Below are 18,136 nucleotides of genomic sequence, written 5' to 3' on the forward strand. Positions count from 1 at the left end.
ATTTTTGGAGTTTAAGATGGCACAAGCAGCAACAGCCAGATGTAGAAATAGAGTCAATTGCGACTTGGCACTCAGGGCTGAGTTAATTGAAATTCCCCAAGACGGCAGATGTCCTGAATGTCGGCAACCACTACAAACTGAGGCAAACAGCAGTGGCAGCGCAACCGATGAGGCACGGCGCAAACGCATACGCTTGATTGTATTAAGTGGTGGGGCAGTGAGTCTATGTCTAGCAGGTTTACTGGTATGGGGCTTGCAAGGAACTGATGCACCAGCACCAGAGGTAACCGGCATGGATATAGCCAGTATGGAAGCGTCTAACATTAAGCAGCTTGAACCACCTGCCGGTGAATCGCCTCCGCCGTTGCCACCTGTAGCATTAGAACCAGTATCCACTGCACCATCACTGGAAACTCAACAAGATATAAAACAGGGAATGGTATTTGTATCACTGGCAAAACAGAATCCAAAAACCCGAAGTGAGAATATTCAGAATGCTTTAGTTGAGTTTGATAATGCCATTAAAAAGGAAGAGGCTCAAGGGCGTTGTTTCGCTATAGCTTATATGAATAGAGGCGTGGCTTATTGGCAAGATAAAAAACTCAATCTAGCTGAAAAAGATTTGCTTAAGGCCAGTGAATGCGATCCCAAAAGTCCGATTGTTTTTTATAATTTGGCATCCTACTACGCGGCAATTAACAAAACCGACTTAGCCTTGGAACCCCTAGATAAAGCGCTTGATCTAGGCTTTAAAGATTGCGATGTATTACGTAAAGATTCCGATTTGAAAAATCTGCGTAAACAGAAAGATTTTCGTCGGGTATTAGAGAAACATTCGTTGTTTTGTTTGGGATAGGGATATAGGTGCTTGAAGTCCCATGGAACGAAACCGTAATGCGACTAATTAACCAAAACGATTATAATCAAGGCTAAAGTATCAATAGACTTTCAAAATCTGCTAATGCCATGTGTTTTCAAAAATCTTCGATCGGATTTATTAGCCGAAAGCCATAGTAGACTTGGCTTTCGGCTTTTCCGGTCAGACATCAGATAAATGCTGGGGAAAACTACCTACCCATACTCTGGCTAAGACTTCGTTCTAGGCCAAAGCTGGACGCTAATTCGTAATCCAAGGTCTTTTGGAGACTTTGTTTTTCCCTTTCAATTCTCGGATCCCAGCCGTTTTTTTCCGCTTTAATTGCGAAGTCATCCTGTAGTATTGGAGGGTATGGTCAGGCGGATATGTTCATCGAAAACTAGGCTGAGTATCATCAATAGTTGACTACAAAACCACATGGTTATTGCCATGTGGTTTTTTACATTCCGCGTAAATTAATCCGACAAGCAGTAAAATACAATAATGGGTTTTTTTGATGGTTTTGGGTGTTTTTTTAGTGTGGTTTTTTGGGCAAAAATTGGAGTGTTATTGTGATGGGTGAAGCGAGATGATTTTGTGTTATTGAGATGCAAAAATAACAGGTGGGTGAGTGTTTTTAGAGGGTTAAATTGGGTGGATTTTGATGGTTTTTGGCGAAATATTTTTCGAAGAATAAAGGTAAAAAGTTCGAAGAATGAATGTAAAAATTACAAAAACTACAAACTTTGATAATGTGGAAATTAAGCATCTGTGTATCCTCAATTTTGAGGGTAAAAACAAGACTACTAGTAAAATCACTGTAGTCGATGGTTTTAGTACACAGTTACTAAAGCTTCTTATCCTTAAAAAGCTATTTAATTCAATAAGTTAATTGGTGGGTCGCATGCGATTCGAACGCATGACCATCGCATTAAAAGTGCGGTGCTCTACCGGCTGAGCTAGCGACCCGACAAGAACCGCCCATTATAGTGATATTTACTCAGTCTTGCAAGTAATTATTTCTTTTCACACAGAACGAGCGCGTTATGTTGACACTTGACAGACAAGATTTGGTAAATTAGGCGAATTTTAGAGATGTAGTGCAGAAAGCAATGTATGGGTTCTAAGCCTAGCATAAGCACGACCGACACCTTAAGGCGTAGGTAGTCAATGCTATCGAAATTAGCCATTGCAACTACTTTTTATAGCCAATTTGTCTTCTTTACGCACCGATTTTAAAGCCGCCATGACTGTTTCATCACGTTTTGGCGTGTAGCTATTTTGAAAATGCCCAAAATCAATAGCACGCGGCCAATAACTCAACCATTTTAGCCAATCCCAGTTTTCGGGTTAAGGTGACATTTTGCTTAGGGATATTTTGTGGATTAGGAAAATTGGCCAAGGCTTTTTCAATGCTGCTTTCACGTAACAAGTGCAACATGGGGTACGGTGAACGATTTGTGTAATTAGCAGGATCATTTGGCTTTGCGCCGTCAAAACAATAATCTGGATGAAAGCTGGCCAGTTGGTAAACTCCTTCATAACCTTGTTGAATTAACAATTCTTCTGCGTAATTAAGCAAATCCAGGTAAGCTTCAAAATCTGCAAACGCAGACGTATAAATCAGCAGCGTTGTTTCAATTGTGTCGTCCGTATCCAAGTGTTCACATTCATCCATTAGCAGTTGCAAGCAATTGTCAATTGCAGTGTCATCAATAATACTAAAACGGATGCTGTTGCGGGTTAATGATTGCTTGGCAAAAGGGCAGAAGTTGTGGGCAATCACAATGGATTTTAACCAGTTTTCAGTGGCTATTTTATGTGTGTGGAAGAGCTGTAAATCATCGTGAAGCATAGGAAGGTTATTGAAGTAATTATATATCAAGCTAGGTAGGTTAACACACTCAAACTTAAGTCGTCAGTGTATTGAGCTTTATAAGAGCCTGCTGTTTTTTGTGACACTATCCACAGTTTTCTATTTTAATTCTCCTGAATGCCTTCTGTTGACTAAACTTTTGGCAAAGGCCTAAATACGCCAAAATATGCTTAGGGAGATAAATTATTATTTTATAGATCAGCATTATTAAATTGAGCTTCTATCTATATAAGCTGTAACCAGCAACAAGACTTAAACGGCTGTTGGTTTCATTTAATGGGTAGGTTGAAAATATAACCATTCAGGCAATAAAATTATGAGAAAGTATAGAGCAACAACTCAGCTTCTAGCCATCGTATTAACTACAACGCCATTACTCGCGCATTCCAAAAATTTTGGGAAAAATGCGCCGTTTATTGTTGATGATTTGCCGGCAGGTACGCTCAAATCAAAGTTGCTGACAATATCCTCGGTTAATAAGGATAAGGCGTTAAAATGGCTCAATACCATTACTTTTAATGAAGATGACCTTAATTATTTGAAAGTAGATGATGAAGGCGGTATTTTTTACAGTGATACATTCTCAATATCCAAAGGAACTACAGCGCCAGCATCTACCAGCTCTGTACAAGCCGCGCCACAACCTATTAGCGCTATTGATGCATTTAAGTTGCACAGTAAACCCGGTGCTACTAATATTATTTATCTGGATTTTGATGGACATGTGATTACCGGCACGGCTTGGAATACTGGCGGACCTACTTCATATAATGCCAAACCTTTTGATACTGATGGTACAGTTGCCAGTTTTAGCAGCACAGAGCTAAGTGCCATCCAGCAGATTTGGCATCGCGTTGCTGAAGATTACGCGCCTTTTAATGTAGATGTTACCACTGAGTTGCCAGCCAGTTTTGGTCCTACGGTCGGCAGAGTTTTAATTACCCATAATATAGACAGCACGGGAGTGGCAATGCCGTCCTCTACTGCGGGTGGGGTGGCCTATGTGGGCGTTTGGGGCGGCAGTAATTATGCCAGCACCTATTCACCGGCATTGGTGTATTACAATAATTTGGCATCAGCTGCTTATTATATTTCAGAAGCAGCTTCGCATGAGATGGGGCACAATCTAAGTTTGTCGCACGATGGTACTGCAACTGTGGGTTATTACACGGGGCATGGTACTGGCTTTGCGTCGTGGGCTCCTATTATGGGAGTTGGGTATTATCAGAATGTTACCGAATGGAGCAAAGGTGAATACACTGGCGCTAATAATCTTGAAGATGATATCAGTCTAATTACTGCGCGATTGACTGCGCGTACAGATGACCATAGTAATGCTCTGGCGGGCGCTACACCTCTGTTAATAGATACCAGTGGAGCAATCACGGTAACCAATCCGGAAAATGACCCTTTAAACACCTTAACCAATAATAAAGGTATTATTGAAAAAAGTACCGATGTCGATTATTTTGCTTTTAAGGCAGGTGTTGGACCGCTACAAATTACTATTAACCCTGCTTGGGCTGCGTTTACAAGAGCTGATAAAAGAGGGGCTAATTTAGATATTCAGGCAACATTGTATGATCAAGCGGGTACACAAATTGCCCAAGTTGATCCGGTTGATGATACTAATGCCATAATTTCTGCTTCCATCTCTGCGGATGGCCAATATTATCTGGCCATTACTGGTGTAGGCAACAGCGTTACCTCTTACTCAGATTACGGCAGTTTAGGGCAGTATTATATTTCTGGTTCGGTAACGCCTTCAACTGCATTACCCGATACAACAGCACCCACGCCTAGTCCTATGGCTTGGGATGTGTCTCCCAATGCCGGCACTAGCAGTAACAGTATCAGCATGACGGCCACACCGGCAATTGATGAGTCCGGCAGTCCGGTTCAATATCAGTTTGCTTGTGTTTCAGGTGGCGCAGGTTGTGTGAGCAGCAACTGGCAAGCTTCTAACCAATATACCGCAACAGGCCTTATCGCCAGCAAAACCTACAATTACCAGGTGAAAGCAAAAGATGCCAGTGGCAATGAAACAGCTTATTCGGCTACTGCTGCGGCAACTACAGCCGTATCATCAGACACGATAGCACCTACGCCAAATCCTATGACCTGGTCTATTAAGCCCGCAGCAGTTACTAGTTCCAGCATTAGCATGACAGCAACTGTGGCGACTGATAATTCCGCTACCGCTGTGCAGTATATGTTCTTATGTGCCTCTGGCGGCGTAGGCTGTGTTAATAGCAGCTGGCAAGCGTCTAATAAATATACTGCAACCGGTTTGGCTGTGGCGACAGCCTATACTTTCCAGGTTAAGGCCAAAGATATGTCAAACAACGAAACCGCTGTTTCTCTGAGTGCTTCGGCAACTACAAAAAATGCGATCCCGATTACCCCAACAAACTTATCTGGTGTTCGTCCAACCACAACAACAGCAAGTTTAACCTGGGATAAGGTGAGCAATGCGACCAGTTATGATATTTGGCGCTGTACAGTAGTGGGTACAACCTGCAATTATGGAACCAAACGTTTAACATCAGTGACTACAAATTCTTATTCCGGCACGGTATCCACCAGCGCGGTGCGCTATAAAGTAAGTGCGGTCAATACGCTCGGCAAATCAGGATTCAGTAATGAGGTTAGCTTATAAGCTCTTCCTGATTTTTGTTTGGCGTTCGTAAGTTTTAAGCCATGCCCCTTCATTCTTCAATTATGAAGGGGCAGTTTCTATTAAGTTGTTTTGCTTAAAAAGCTCATTAAGCAGGGCTAAATTTATTGCCCCAGTTTTAATCCATCAATGGCAATAATTGATCAAATATCTTTCCATTGGTCGCTAAAATATGATCCGGGAAAACCCCCGAATTTCCTTGAAAGTCTGTAATAGTTGCCCCGGCTTCTTTTGCAATGAGTGCCCCAGCGGCTATGTCGTACAAATTAAGTGATTGCTCCCAAAAGGCATCAACTTGTCCATCAGCGACCAAGCATAAATCCAAAGCGGCTGAGCCAAAGCGGCGTTGACCGGTGGTTTTTTCCGCGATTCTACAAAAACGCTGCAAATTGTTATCTTCTTTATAAGCACGCAAACATGCAAATCCAGTGGCAATCATGGCATTGCCCAGATTAGTTTCAGCCGATACGCTAATAAGCTCGCCATTCTTCCAGGCTCCTTTACCTTTTTCTGCACAATAATAATCATCTAGGGCAGGGGCATAAACTGCACCCACAATTAATTCCCCATTAATTTCTAAAGCGACACTGATAGCCCAAAAATACTGGCCTTTGGTAAAGGAATGCGTGCCGTCAATAGGGTCAACCACCCAGCGCGACAATTGATTTTCCGTTTGGCCGCTTTCTTCACCCCAAAAACCAAATTGGGGATAGTGTGTGCTGAGTTGATCTTTTAAAAATTGTTCGACAGCAATATCGGCTTCGGTGACAAAATCACGCGGACTTTTTTGGGTGATTTGTAAGTTTTTTAAATTTTTAAATTGTGCTAAAGCAAGAGCGCCAGCTTCACGTACAATTTGTTCAAGTACTACAAGAGATACAGACATGGGTTTTAAATATCAGGGAAATGTTAAGAGCCACTACCATTAAGTTAAAAATACTATCAAACCCATAAAGGGAGCTTGTTTAGCGTATCGATAAGTCAAAGGGAGGGATGAAGTTAATACGGTATTGTCTTTAGCAATGCAAGATTTACGTTTATTTGTGATGTAATTATAACGTGATGACAGATGTGAAAGGCAGCTTTAAAGTATCGCAGGGGATTTTGGGAAATTAAATTGATAATTTATCCCGGTGCTAAAAAACGAAACCCAGTAAAAACTGGGTTTCGAATATAGGTCTAAGTAAACCTTGGTGCTAATGTGAATTCATTAGCTTAGCGCATTGGACTAAGTGCGTTAGTTGCCACTCCAAACCAACTCAACGCGACGGTTTCTTTCTCTACCTTCTTCAGTGCCGTTATCAGCAATCGGTTGATCTTCGCCGTAGCCGCGTGCTGTTAGCTTGTTAGTGACACCTTTTTGGCTTAGATAGTCAGCAACAGATTGTGAGCGGCGTTGTGACAAACGTAGGTTGTATCTGTTTGTGCCTTCGCTGCTGGTATGGCCTTGTACTTCAATGTCATTTTTTTGTGGGTAATTGATCAGGCTTTCAGCAACGCCATCCAGAATAACCATGGCATTTTGTGTTAATTCTGCTGAATTATATTGGAAGTTTACGCCTTTGATTTCCAGTCTGATAGGACAGCCTTGATCATCAACTTGGCTACCACTGATGGTACCTGGGCATTTGTCCAGGCAGTCATTAACGCCATCGCCATCAGAATCAAGTGTGGAGCAATCAGGTTCTGCTGGTGCTGGCTCAACAGGCGCAGCTGCGACAGGTTTTGGTCCTAAAGGCACAACAAAACCCACGTTAACGGTCATGTCGTGAAACTCATCAGTGCCTGGGTTTAAATGTGCATTGAGGTTATTGTTGTAGCGATAACGTACGTCACTGCGAATTAAGAAGTTATCATGCAGTTCGTAAGTAAAGCCTAAACCGGCTTCGCCGATGATGCCAACACCGCTTTTGCCATTGACGTAGCTGTTCATTCCACCTGCGGCTATAACAGCATAAGGTGAAAAAGTGTCGCGGAAGAAATAGTATTGCAAATCGGCGGTGCCACCAGCAAGATCCCAGCGACCGGTACTGCCATCAGGACGACGGTTGTTATCATCAAAGCTGTTGTAGAATCCTCTTAGTTCAGCATTAAAATGTTCATTAAGGATTTTGCCAATACCCATGCCTGCGCCGTAGCCATCAATATCGGAATTTCTATCGCCGCCGGGTTTTACGTAGCTGCCAAAAGGCGCGATATACCAGCGGTTATCCAAGAATTCTTCAGCGTGTGCTACAGGCAACATGCCGCTAAGGCTTGCTAATGAAGCAAGTGCAAATATGTGTTTTTTGATCATAAAATTTCCTAAGGTAGTGTAAAAAAACGGCAACTCAAAAAATACGGGGCGTAGTGAGCCCTCTGTTAAATTTGGTTCCATACCACATTAAAAACACGGCGGCAAAAGCGGGGTGTTTTTTTGATTATTATTGCCAGACCTATTAAAAATGATGTACTGCTGCAATTCTAAAGTCACCCAATTTCCTAAATTAATTCTGGATTACTCAGCGAGCGATTTCCACAACACATAATCCGAAAATATTTAGGTTCTAGCCAAGCTAAGGATAGGGGATATAGGGCATAGTGTCAAGAGTGAATGCGGATGCTAATATTGAAAAGATACATGAAGTTATCCGTTATTCTGTAGATTTTGCATTAAATGTAGCGTACGCTTGGTTTGCCGTCAGAGCTAATTAATTCGCCTATTACAAAGGCTGTTTCACCTTGGGTCTGCAAGATTTCTAAGGTGGTTTTTTCATCCTCAGCAGCCACGCAGACAATCATTCCAATGCCGCAGTTGAAGGTGGTTAGCATACCTGCCAAGCTGACATTGCCTTGCTGTTGTAGCCATAGGAAGATAGCCGGAAAATCCCAGGATGCGAGTTTAATCTGCGCATCAATCCCTTCTGGTAAAACTCTAGGCAGGTTCTCAGTCAGGCCGCCGCCGGTAATATGAGCCAAAGCATGTATGGGTACAGTCTTTAATAAGGCTAACAGCGATTTGACGTAAATTCGTGTCGGTTGCAATAACGCTTCAGCTAATGTTTTTTCAGATGAATCATCAAAATTATCCTGAAGTGTTGCCGTGCTGTGTTCAATAATTTTGCGTATTAGCGAGTAGCCATTGGAGTGCGGGCCGGAAGATGCAATACCAATCAGTTTGTCACCGGCTTTAACCTTGCTGCCATCTAAAACTTGGCTTTTTTCGACAATGCCCACGCAAAAACCGGCCAAATCATATTCGCCATTAGCATACATACCGGGCATTTCTGCGGTTTCACCGCCGACCAGTGCAGCACCTGCAAGGCTGCAACCTTCACCAATGCCTTCAATAACCGATGCAGCAATCTCAACGTCCAGCTTTCCTGTTGCAAAGTAATCCAGAAAGAATAACGGCTCTGCCCCTTGCACAATAATGTCATTAACACACATGGCAACCAGATCAATGCCTATAGTATGGTGAATAGCCAATTGCTGGGCTAATTTTAATTTAGTGCCCACGCCATCAGTACCTGATACCAAGACAGGATTTTTAAAGCGATGCAGGGGCAATTCAAACATTGAGCCAAAGCCGCCTAATCCTGCCATAACGCCTGCTATGCGTGTTTTTGCGGCGATAGGTTTAATGCGTTCTACCAGGGCGTTGCCTGCGGCAATGTCAACGCCAGCGCTCTTATAGGTTAAGGCTTCTCGATTTTGTTCGCTCAAAGTGATGATCTCTTGCTAAAATTCAAACTGCTGATATTGTACAAGACATCGGCAATACAATAAGAAATAATTACAATAACAACGTGTCATCGGGGTTGTGCATTTAAGAGTGGGATGAACGCGTTATTTCCTTCATTAAGGAAATAAAACCAATTTTAATATATTAGCGTTTTAAACAAGAGGAGTGGCTATGAAAAGAATAACAAAGTGTCAGTTAGCAGCTTTTATTGCTGCAATTATTTTTAATGGGGCGGCAAGTGCCTACAGTGATGATAAAGCAGAAGAATATTGCAAAAAACCTAAGTTTACTGATTTAAGTTTTAAGCCTTATATAGAGCCTGAAAAGGCGGAAGTGCCAGCGGGAGCTCAATTATCATTTCGGATATCCGTTGATGCTGATCCAAAAACTTTGGTAGTGACTGCTAAAAAAGAAGAGTTGGCGACGCAAATAGAAAGTAAAAGTAGTTTTCATCAAGTTACTTTCACGCTGCCAGCTAGCTTAACAGGGAGCATTGTGAGAATTAACGCACACGTAAAGGTAAATGTGAAGTGCGATGAAACCGTGGGTTGGTTGGTTAAAGTTGCTGATAAATAGGACTTGTATTGGCATTTTGGTGTGCAGTAATGGGGGATATTTTCCCCATTACTGAATTTGGCTACCGACTTAAGACGGGACATCCGTTCCTCCTGAGCTTGTCGAAGGGTTTGTGGTTCATGGTTCGACAAGCTCACCACGAACGGCTTTTTTTAAACTGCCCCGTCTTAAGTGAGTAGCCCTGAATTTAAAGATTATTGCTGTAGTGCCATGCTAGCCGGAGATACGGTAATAGAATTCTCTGTAAGGTTGGCGTTATCGTAGATGTCAATTCGGTACGCTTCTTCCTGCATAGCAATAACTTCTGGCAAAGCCAAGTGGTTGGCTATGCTGTCTCTATTTCTAGCGGCATCTTCAATGCCTTGTGCGGCGGCTAAGTTGAACCACAAATAGGCGCGCGCACGATCAATTTCCACGCCTGTACCGCGTCTGTACATTTTTCCCAAGCTGAATTGCGCTTCTGGATGGCCTTTACGCGCAGCTTTTTCAATCCAAAAAAAGCCCGCTTTATAATCTTGTATTACCCCGCGGCCTCCTAGCAAAGACAGTCCATAATAATATTGGGCATCGGTATTATTATTTCGGGCCGATTGCGCCAGCCACTTTACTGCTTCTTTATAGTTTTTATGGGCACTGTTGCCAATAAAGCTCATGCCGACTTGCAAGGCGGCATCGGCATCACCTTCTTGGGCGCGTTGTTTTATTTTGTGGTCTTCAGTGGTATCGGCCAGTTGTTCAGTAGGCGATTTTTGAAACGCTGCGGTAGCATAAAAACCCAAAACCGAGACTAATAAAATAATAGTGGCAATAAAAACGTTGAGACGAAAGGAAGAATGCAATTTCCAAAATCGAGACATACAAGCTCTACACCGGTAAGGTGTATAGAAAAGTATTTGCAATAAGTTATCGGAAGATCGCAGTGTTGAGCTCCAAGATTTGCCATGTCCGCAACGAGGGCAGTTGTGAGAAATAACCGGCGCTGATTTGTCCTGTAAGCGGTAATTGCTATCTTGACTGAGTGGTTTCATAGATTTCTCCGAGTCATTGCATGGCCAAGTGTTTTAGCAGCTATATCAAATGGTATAGCTGCATGACTTGGTGGTGAAACATTTTAATATTTCACCGCTAAAGTGCAAGTTTTTTTTATAAAAAAAAGGTGATATTTTTTACATCTAATAATTTATGATATTATTTATCAAACAGATATAATTGGGAAAATTATTTTTATGCTATGATAGTTGTAAATAAATCGGACAATAATCTTTATCTTAGTAAAGGTGTAGTGAATATGGTTTAGATTGTCAGATTTTTATATGCTTTCTTTAGAAAATGGGTGTTTTATTAGGTTTTTTAGATGTTGAATTTTGCTACGGCTCAACAAATAATGTTATAACATCTTTACCCAAAGAGTGAATTTGGGTTTTTTGGCTACTCACTTAAGACGGGACAGATTAAAAAAAGCCGTTCGTGGTGAGCTTGTCGAACCATGAACCACAAACCCTTCGACAAGCTCAGGGCGAACGGATGTCCCGTCTTAAGTCGGTAGCCGGTTTTTTGGAGTTAGTTAGCGGCACATTATTTTTAAACTTGTTGGAAGGCGGTAAAGTCGCGCCGAGTTCGATAAAACTTACATGCAGTTTATGAAATAGCCAGCTTTTTAATGTCCATAAGTTGTATTCTTTTACTTCAGGAGTTAATGATGACAATCGCAAAAGTAAGTGAAATAACGTCCAGTTCTACTAAAAGTTTTGATGATGCTATGGAAAAAGGCATAAAACGCGCCAGTAAAACCATAAGAGGTATTCAGGGCGCGTGGATTCAAGACCAGAAACTGGTTATCAGTGACGGCAAGATTATTGAGTATCGCGTTAATATGAAAATCAGTTTTGTGCTTGATTAACGGGTAATATTTGCCGTTAAGTCATCCAACAAGCCCCTGATGTAGACTTTAATTTTAAGTTGATTTAAAGGGACTTTTTTGTGGGTGTTGCTTTATGCAAGAACGTATTCGGGTAAGTAGGCTACCTCAACATCAGTTGCCCAAAGCTGCGAAATGATCCGCGTAGCTTTGCCGTCTTTATCGCTACTCCAAAACTGCACGCAACCAAAGTCTTGCCGGTTTGATATTGTGCTCGCTTTTTCCAAACGGGATTTAAGCTCACGGGCAATGGCTGCACCGGAATCGATCACCGTTACCGATGCCCCGGCTATTTCCTGAATTATCGGTGCTAAAAAAGGGTAATGCGTACAGCCTAAAACAATAAAATCGACATTTTTGGCAACCAGCGGCTGAATATACTGGCTCAGTAAGGCACGAATCTTGTGGCTATCCAAATACCCCAGCTCAACTTGCTCAACCAACCCAGGACACGCTTGCGTAATAATTTTCACTTGACCTGCAAAGCGGGCAAATAATATCTGAAAATTATTGCTGTCTATAGTGCGGTGGGTAGCCAATACACCAATAATACCGGTTTGACTACGCTCTGACGCGGGTTTAACCGCGGGTTCCATGGCAATCATGGGCACGTTGTATTTTGGGCGTAATTCTTTAACAGCAGCGCCGGTAGCGGTATTACACGCCACCACAATAGCTTTAACGTTGCGGCTGACGAAAAAATCCATGATGGTCGCCGACCGCTCCAAGATGTACTCTTTGGATTTATCGCCATACGGCGCATGGGCAGAATCGGCGACGTACAGCAAGTCTTCTTCGGGTAATAGTTTTCGAATCTCACGCAATACTGAAAGACCGCCCACGCCGGAATCGAAAACGCCTATGGGATTTTTATGCATGATTATAAGATGTTATCGTTAACGGATGAGCTCATGTTAATGATGAAACTAAAGCGCGAATAATTCACGCATTTTTTGCCCGGGACTTTCGGCACGCATAAACGCTTCGCCAACTAAAAATGCGTAAATGTCATTGTCTAGCATTAATTGCACGTCTTCATGGGTATGAATACCACTTTCAGTAATGACAATGCGATCAGCGGGAATATGGGCTTTTAAATCTAGGGTGGTTTGCAAAGATGTTTCGAAGCTACGTAGATTACGGTTGTTAATGCCGATGAGTTTAGTATCCAGCGTTAATGCACTTTGTAATTCATCGGCGTTATGCACTTCAACCAAAACGTCCATGCCTAATTTTGTCGCGGTATCGGATAACTCGTGCATTTGTTCATCGCCTAAGGCGGCAACAATCAACAAAATGCAGTCTGCACCCAAGGCACGCGATTCATAAATCTGGTACGGGTCAATCATGAAATCTTTACGGATAATCGGCAACGGGCAGCGTTCTCTGACCATTTGTAAATTGGCTTCTGCGCCTTGAAAAAACTCCTTATCAGTTAATACTGATAAACAGGTGGCGCCATTCATTGCGTAATCTAAGCCAATGGTAATAGGTTGAAAGTTTTCCCGGATAATACCTTTGCTCGGTGAGGCTTTTTTGATTTCAGCAATAATGCCCGGCTTTTTAGCACTGACTTTAGCCTGTAAGGCTTTATAAAAACCACGCGGTCTTTCAACACCTTGAGCAATTTCTTCGAGATCACTAATGCTTATACGCTGTTTACGGTTGACAACTTCTTCGGCTTTTTTAGCGAGGATTTTTTGTAATATATCTGGGGTATCGGTCATGGTTATTTTTGTGATAAGGTTTTCGAATAGGTTATTAAGGCATTGAGCTTGGCCAAGGCAGAGCCATCGGCAATGACTTGTCTGGCGTGTTCTATGCCGTTCGTTAAAGAGTCGCTCAGATTGGCCGCATAAATGGCTGCGCCTGCGTTCAATAATACGATGTCTCTGGCGGCGCCTGGCTGATTGTCTAACACAGATGTTACCATTTGCAGGCTGGCTGTGGCGTTATCAACCGATAATTCAGCTAAGCTGGCTCGCGTTAGACCAAATTGTTCAGGCGTAACGGTATAAGTTGAGACAACGCCGTTTTTGAGTTCAGCGACGTGAGTTTGGGAAGCAATGCTGATTTCATCCAGGCCATCTTCGGCACTGACTACTAATACGTGCTGGCTACCGAGTTTTTTCAACACTTGTGCTAAGGGTTCTACCCAATGTTTGGAAAATACGCCAATCAGTTGATTAGGCGCCGACGCGGGGTTAGATAAGGGCCCGAGCAGATTAAACAGGGTTCTTACGCCCATTTCCTTGCGGACATTAATAGTGTGTTTCATGGCGCCATGATGTTTGGGGGCAAATAAAAATCCTACACCAATGGCGTTAACGCATTGCACGACTTGTTGGGTGGACAAATTGAGATTGATGCCAGCAGCTTCCAATACATCGGCACTACCGCAACTGCTGGATACTGAGCGGTTACCGTGTTTGGCGACTTGTCCACCGGCTGCGGCCACTACAAAAGCGCAGGTTGTGGAGATGTTAAAGGTATTGGTGCCATCGCCACCGGTGCCGCAGGTATCGATAACATGATCGCCAGTTATAGGGACTTTACTGGCCAGTTCGCGCATCACTTGTGCAGCGGCGGCAATTTCATCGACGCTTTCGCCTTTGCAGCGTAAAGCAATCAGGAAGCCGGCAATTTGCGCATCGCTAGCATTGCCGGTCATGATTTGCCGCATGACATCGCGCATTTCTTCGCTGCTGAGGCTTTGCTGGTTTAGTAACAGGGGTAAAGCTTGTTTTATATCCATGACAATAATGAGTTTAAAGTGCCTTTTACTTTTAAGTCTTTAATAGCTGGTACTGAATCGCCGTCATTCAGTTCGGTGTCGTTGCTGTCTTTTGTGCTCATGGTTTGTTTTAAAATGTAGGTTGTATTTAACGCCTGTGATTATCATCCTGATTCATTTTATAACATCTGCGGAGCTGCTAAAAATCAGGACTTAAAGTAACGATCCGTTTCCGCTTTAACCACTTTGGACAGCAATAACAGGCCGATAAGATTAGGCAAAGCCATCATACCATTCATCAGGTCGGAAATATTCCAGACTAATTCCAGGTTTAGCATGGCACCAACCACCACCGCCGCAATAAAAAAGATACGATAAATACGGATAGCACGGGAACCCATCAAATATTCAATGGCTTTTTCGCCATAATAATTCCAACCGATTAATGTCGAATAGGCAAATAAGGACGTAGAAACGGCAACAATGATTTCACCGGTAGCTCCCAAGGTTTCGGCAAAGCTGGCACTGGTCAATTGACCGGGGCTAATGCCTTGTGTCCATGGTGTAGCCGTCAGGATAACTAGCGCGGTCATGGTACACACGACTAAGGTATCAATAAAGGTTTGTGTCATGCTGACCAGTGCTTGCTTAACCGGATCTTGAGTACGCGCTGCGGCGGCGGCAATCGGTGCAGAACCTAAACCGGATTCATTGGAAAACACGCCGCGTGCAATACCAAAACGCATGGCGGCAGCAATGGTTGCACCCGCAAAGCCGCCGGATGCCGCTATCGGTGAAAACGCATGATGAAAAATAAGGCCGAAGGCATCGGGAATTTCGGAGGCATTAAGAGCAAGCACCACTAAAGCTGCGCCCACGTAGCCAAAAATCATAAAAGGCACTAAGAAAGAAGTGAATTTTCCGATGGAACGGATGCCGCCCAGAATAACCAAAGCTGTTAATACCATCAATACCACGCCGGTAATCCAGGGCTGGATGTGAAAAGTGGCTTCAAAGATTTTGGCGGTGGCATTGGCTTGGGTCATATTGCCAATACCAAAAGTCGCCATGGCAGTAAACAAAGCAAATAACCAACCTAGCCACGGCAAACCAGCGCCCTTGCTAATATAATACATGGGGCCGCCGCGCATACCATGCTCACCTTTTTCGCGGTATTTTACTGCCAGTACCGCTTCGGAATATTTTGTCACCATACCGACTAAACCGGTCATCCACATCCAGAATACTGCGCCAGGGCCGCCGACTGAAATCGCTGTCGCCACACCGACAATATTACCGATACCTACCGTGGCAGCCAGTGCGGTCATTAAAGCGGCAAAGTGAGTTATATCGCCTTCATTGCCATGATCTTTATGAAAAACCAGACGAAAAGCTGCCGGTAAAGCACGAAATTGCAGTCCTTTTAACAAGATAGTCAAATACAAGCCGGTACCGACCAGTAATGTCAGCATGGGAGCTCCCCATACCCAGCCTGATAAGGTTGAGACGAGCGTTTCTAGGGAATTTATCATCATTGTTATTATTCCGGCAGAGTAAAGAAATCCTACGATAAAAGCGTTAAGCTAATATCGTTGTAAGAAGTCTAGTTGTAATGTGGTAAAAGCGAAGATTATTTGTAGTGATTTTTCAGATTAGGAGTGCTGTAGATTACTCGATGTCAATATGGACTTCGTTGCGGCGAAAAAACGGTAAAGTCCAGGGCGGATCAAAACCCGCAGAGCGAGCAAGAGAGATAGGCATATAATGTTGTTCTTCTAGCCAGATTTTCAGTTCTTTGGTTTTTTCTTCAATGCCTTGTTCGGAAAGAAAGCCGGAATAACGCAGCACAGCAGTCTTTTTACTGGGAATTTCCTTGATTTTAATGACAGCATCTAAAGGGATAGGTGCATTACTCAGCGTATATTCAGCGGGTAATACAAACGACATCTGCCAGGCTTGGCCGGATTTTTCCTGAATAACCGGTGCGGTCATAGCAATTTCTTCCGCTTGGGATTCTTGAATAACCGGCGCTGTCATGGCAATTTTTTGCTGTTTTTTGTTGCTGCCGCTAATGTAATCAAACAGGCGCTTAAAAGCTACGTTACTGGCTGATTTATAATCGGCAATCACTTCAGTTTGCGCGACTACGAGCGCTTGATATTGCCGGATTTGGATGTGTGCATCATCTTTTAATACCACATAACCGGCCTCTTTTACCGATTGTATGCCAAAAAGACTACAGCTGGCTAAAAATAGTGAGTTGAATAGTATAAGCAGGTTTTTCATGGGTAGCCTCTGTAACTTAATGTGCAAGTAAAACGAAAGTGCGTACATGTGCTTTCCTTGCGCTGTTTTATATCAGGTAAAAAGGTTAGTAGTTTTGATAATGATAACTTTGCGCTTGGCTCATCATGCCTGATTGTCCCATCGCTATCAATACCCCGCCTAATGCAAGCAGCCCAAAAATAACGGCAAAAGCAATTTTCCAATAGCTGTACGGCCGTTCGCCTTGTACGCGTCCGGTTCTGCCGTTGATAACAAACCGGTAAGCTTTTTGGCGGTAGCGAAAGGCGGCAGACCACACCGGTAACAAGCAGTGTTTATAAGTAGTGTGGCTGTGGCTTGTGTTTTGTTGGTCAATCCGTTGCTGGTCACCACCAATGTCAAAGGCAATGTCTTGATAAATTACATTGTCCATTTTATGCTTGGCTTCGTCAAAGCCCTGGTCAAGATTGACCTGATAATATTCGCTGCTAAAACCGCTCAGATAGCTTTCATCATACGATACCAGATTAGCCACATCCCAAGGTTCCAGTTGATCGACAATTTGCCGAGGTAATGATTTACTGGCACCAATCAACACATCATCAAAAAATCGACTGACCCTACCGCGCACCGCTGTCCAACGAATTTGCGGCACTTGCCTGACTTCCGTGACGATGCTGCCGTCTTCTCTTTCAACTTGCACTTCCTGCGTAACATAATACACATCACCTCGCGCACCCAGATAAGTGGTTTCCGTAGCGCTATCGAATGTCCAGTACGGTATGTAAACGCCCATTAATTTGGCATCGTTATCGGTGTATTTTTTGACTTTGTTGGGTGCAAACCATAAACCTTTAAGCCAGCGCTGAAATTGCTGCTTGGCTTGTTGTTCAGTAATCTTAAACGGTAGGAGTGATTTAGGCGTGATCGGTCTATTTTGGGCAGTGCCGGTAACAATAGTTGTGCCGCAAAAAGGACATTCTCCTGCGTGCACACTGCTGGCAAATTTAAAACCTGCGCCACAGGTGTCGCAGTGTATTTGTGTAACTTCTGCGCTGGGTTTGGCTAGTGCCAATTCAATTAATGCCTGATGAAAATCGTATTCCTGGATGGCATCGAAGCGTTGTTCAATCTGGTTTTCCTGGCCGCAGTATTGGCAGGTAAGATGCTGTGTTCCAGGTGTAAAGGTTAGTAATGCGCCGCATTTGCTGCATGGGAAGCGGTCTGTTTTTGAGGGGGTAGGGTTTGATTTTATAGCTTTTAACACGATATTATGTGGGTAGATAGTAGGGTAGCACTTATGAAGTGTAACGGAATACAATACATCGATGCTACAAAAAACTAGTCCTCCAGGCTACTCGATTCCCGCCGCAGGTAATGTTATGAGAATTTACAAACGACACCACGCAAAGCAATAAAAAAAACCTTGCCAAGTAAGTTCTGGGCAAGGTTTTGTTTTGCAGCTCCGTTTATGACGGTTTGCCTATCGGCGAAACCTTCTTGCTACTTG

The 18,136-nt window shown here is 43.3% G+C and carries 17 protein-coding genes and 1 tRNA gene; 4 read left to right on the forward strand and 14 right to left on the reverse strand.

The window, feature by feature from the left end; genetic code table 11:
- Positions 1-16: 16 nt before the first annotated feature.
- Entirely contained in the window at positions 17-856 is an 840-nt protein-coding gene (locus tag ACHZC4_RS14600) for a TPR end-of-group domain-containing protein (protein WP_394754601.1), read from the forward strand.
- A gap of 893 nt (positions 857-1,749) precedes the next feature.
- On the opposite strand, the gene ACHZC4_RS14605 is transcribed toward ACHZC4_RS14600, so the two are convergent.
- Together ACHZC4_RS14605 and ACHZC4_RS14610 are read right to left on the reverse strand one after the other, a co-directional pair.
- Positions 1,750-1,825: transfer RNA gene (locus ACHZC4_RS14605), tRNA-Lys, on the reverse strand.
- Between the two features lie 328 nt (positions 1,826-2,153).
- On the reverse strand, positions 2,154-2,711 hold the full coding sequence (locus ACHZC4_RS14610; protein WP_394754602.1) for a DUF1415 domain-containing protein: 558 nt from the start codon (positions 2,709-2,711) through the stop codon (positions 2,154-2,156).
- Positions 2,712-3,048: 337 nt separating this feature from the next.
- On the opposite strand from ACHZC4_RS14610, the gene ACHZC4_RS14615 reads away from it, so the two are divergent.
- Positions 3,049-5,391, forward strand: coding sequence for a zinc-dependent metalloprotease family protein (locus tag ACHZC4_RS14615; RefSeq protein WP_394754603.1), 2,343 nt, complete (start codon positions 3,049-3,051; stop codon positions 5,389-5,391).
- 136 nt (positions 5,392-5,527) lie between these two features.
- Here ACHZC4_RS14615 and ACHZC4_RS14620 read toward each other — a convergent pair whose 3' ends face one another.
- From ACHZC4_RS14620 to purM, 3 genes are all read right to left on the reverse strand, one after another.
- Entirely contained in the window at positions 5,528-6,295 is a 768-nt protein-coding gene (locus ACHZC4_RS14620; protein WP_394754604.1) for an inositol monophosphatase family protein, read from the reverse strand.
- A gap of 351 nt (positions 6,296-6,646) precedes the next feature.
- Positions 6,647-7,705 (reverse strand): OmpA family protein, encoded by a 1,059-nt coding sequence (locus ACHZC4_RS14625; protein WP_394754605.1) that lies wholly within the window; start codon positions 7,703-7,705, stop codon positions 6,647-6,649.
- Between the two features lie 356 nt (positions 7,706-8,061).
- The gene (gene purM, locus ACHZC4_RS14630) at positions 8,062-9,114 is read right to left on the reverse strand and encodes a phosphoribosylformylglycinamidine cyclo-ligase (protein ID WP_394754606.1); all 1,053 of its coding nucleotides are present in this window, start codon (positions 9,112-9,114) and stop codon (positions 8,062-8,064) included.
- A 190-nt stretch (positions 9,115-9,304) separates the two neighbouring features.
- On the opposite strand from purM, the gene ACHZC4_RS14635 reads away from it, so the two are divergent.
- Complete coding sequence (locus ACHZC4_RS14635) at positions 9,305-9,709, forward strand: hypothetical protein (RefSeq protein WP_394754607.1); 405 nt, start codon at positions 9,305-9,307, stop codon at positions 9,707-9,709.
- A gap of 194 nt (positions 9,710-9,903) precedes the next feature.
- Here ACHZC4_RS14635 and ACHZC4_RS14640 read toward each other — a convergent pair whose 3' ends face one another.
- Together ACHZC4_RS14640 and ACHZC4_RS14645 are read right to left on the reverse strand one after the other, a co-directional pair.
- Entirely contained in the window at positions 9,904-10,737 is an 834-nt protein-coding gene (locus tag ACHZC4_RS14640) for a hypothetical protein (RefSeq protein WP_394754608.1), read from the reverse strand.
- A 483-nt stretch (positions 10,738-11,220) separates the two neighbouring features.
- Positions 11,221-11,415 (reverse strand): hypothetical protein, encoded by a 195-nt coding sequence (locus tag ACHZC4_RS14645; protein WP_394754609.1) that lies wholly within the window; start codon positions 11,413-11,415, stop codon positions 11,221-11,223.
- On the opposite strand from ACHZC4_RS14645, the gene ACHZC4_RS14650 reads away from it, so the two are divergent.
- The gene (locus ACHZC4_RS14650; RefSeq protein WP_394754610.1) at positions 11,406-11,609 is read left to right on the forward strand and encodes a dodecin family protein; all 204 of its coding nucleotides are present in this window, start codon (positions 11,406-11,408) and stop codon (positions 11,607-11,609) included. The two genes, ACHZC4_RS14645 and ACHZC4_RS14650, sit on opposite strands and share 10 nt — an antisense overlap.
- 92 nt (positions 11,610-11,701) lie before the next feature.
- Here the strand turns inward: ACHZC4_RS14650 and murI are convergent, their stop codons facing one another.
- From murI to ACHZC4_RS14685, 7 genes are all read right to left on the reverse strand, one after another.
- Positions 11,702-12,505 carry a glutamate racemase gene (gene murI / locus ACHZC4_RS14655; protein WP_394754611.1) on the reverse strand — a complete coding sequence of 268 codons (804 nt, stop codon included), beginning with the start codon at positions 12,503-12,505 and terminating at the stop codon, positions 11,702-11,704.
- Positions 12,506-12,553: 48 nt separating this feature from the next.
- On the reverse strand, positions 12,554-13,354 hold the full coding sequence (gene trpC, locus ACHZC4_RS14660) for an indole-3-glycerol phosphate synthase TrpC (RefSeq protein WP_394754612.1): 801 nt from the start codon (positions 13,352-13,354) through the stop codon (positions 12,554-12,556).
- A 2-nt stretch (positions 13,355-13,356) separates the two neighbouring features.
- Complete coding sequence (trpD, locus tag ACHZC4_RS14665; protein WP_394754613.1) at positions 13,357-14,382, reverse strand: anthranilate phosphoribosyltransferase; 1,026 nt, start codon at positions 14,380-14,382, stop codon at positions 13,357-13,359.
- Positions 14,373-14,483, reverse strand: coding sequence for a PhnA domain-containing protein (locus tag ACHZC4_RS14670; RefSeq protein WP_394754614.1), 111 nt, complete (start codon positions 14,481-14,483; stop codon positions 14,373-14,375). Before ACHZC4_RS14670 ends, trpD begins: the two co-directional genes overlap by 10 nt.
- An 84-nt stretch (positions 14,484-14,567) precedes the next feature.
- Positions 14,568-15,896, reverse strand: coding sequence for an alanine/glycine:cation symporter family protein (locus ACHZC4_RS14675; protein ID WP_394754615.1), 1,329 nt, complete (start codon positions 15,894-15,896; stop codon positions 14,568-14,570).
- A 133-nt stretch (positions 15,897-16,029) separates the two neighbouring features.
- The gene (locus ACHZC4_RS14680; RefSeq protein ID WP_394754616.1) at positions 16,030-16,647 is read right to left on the reverse strand and encodes an SOUL family heme-binding protein; all 618 of its coding nucleotides are present in this window, start codon (positions 16,645-16,647) and stop codon (positions 16,030-16,032) included.
- A gap of 85 nt (positions 16,648-16,732) precedes the next feature.
- Positions 16,733-17,893: a primosomal protein N' (replication factor Y) - superfamily II helicase gene (locus ACHZC4_RS14685; RefSeq protein WP_394754617.1), complete on the reverse strand. Its 1,161-nt coding sequence runs from the start codon at positions 17,891-17,893 to the stop codon at positions 16,733-16,735.
- Positions 17,894-18,136: the final 243 nt, after the last annotated feature.

It is taken from the genome of Crenothrix sp. (genome assembly GCF_043729335.1).
GTDB lineage: Bacteria > Pseudomonadota > Gammaproteobacteria > Methylococcales > Methylomonadaceae > Crenothrix.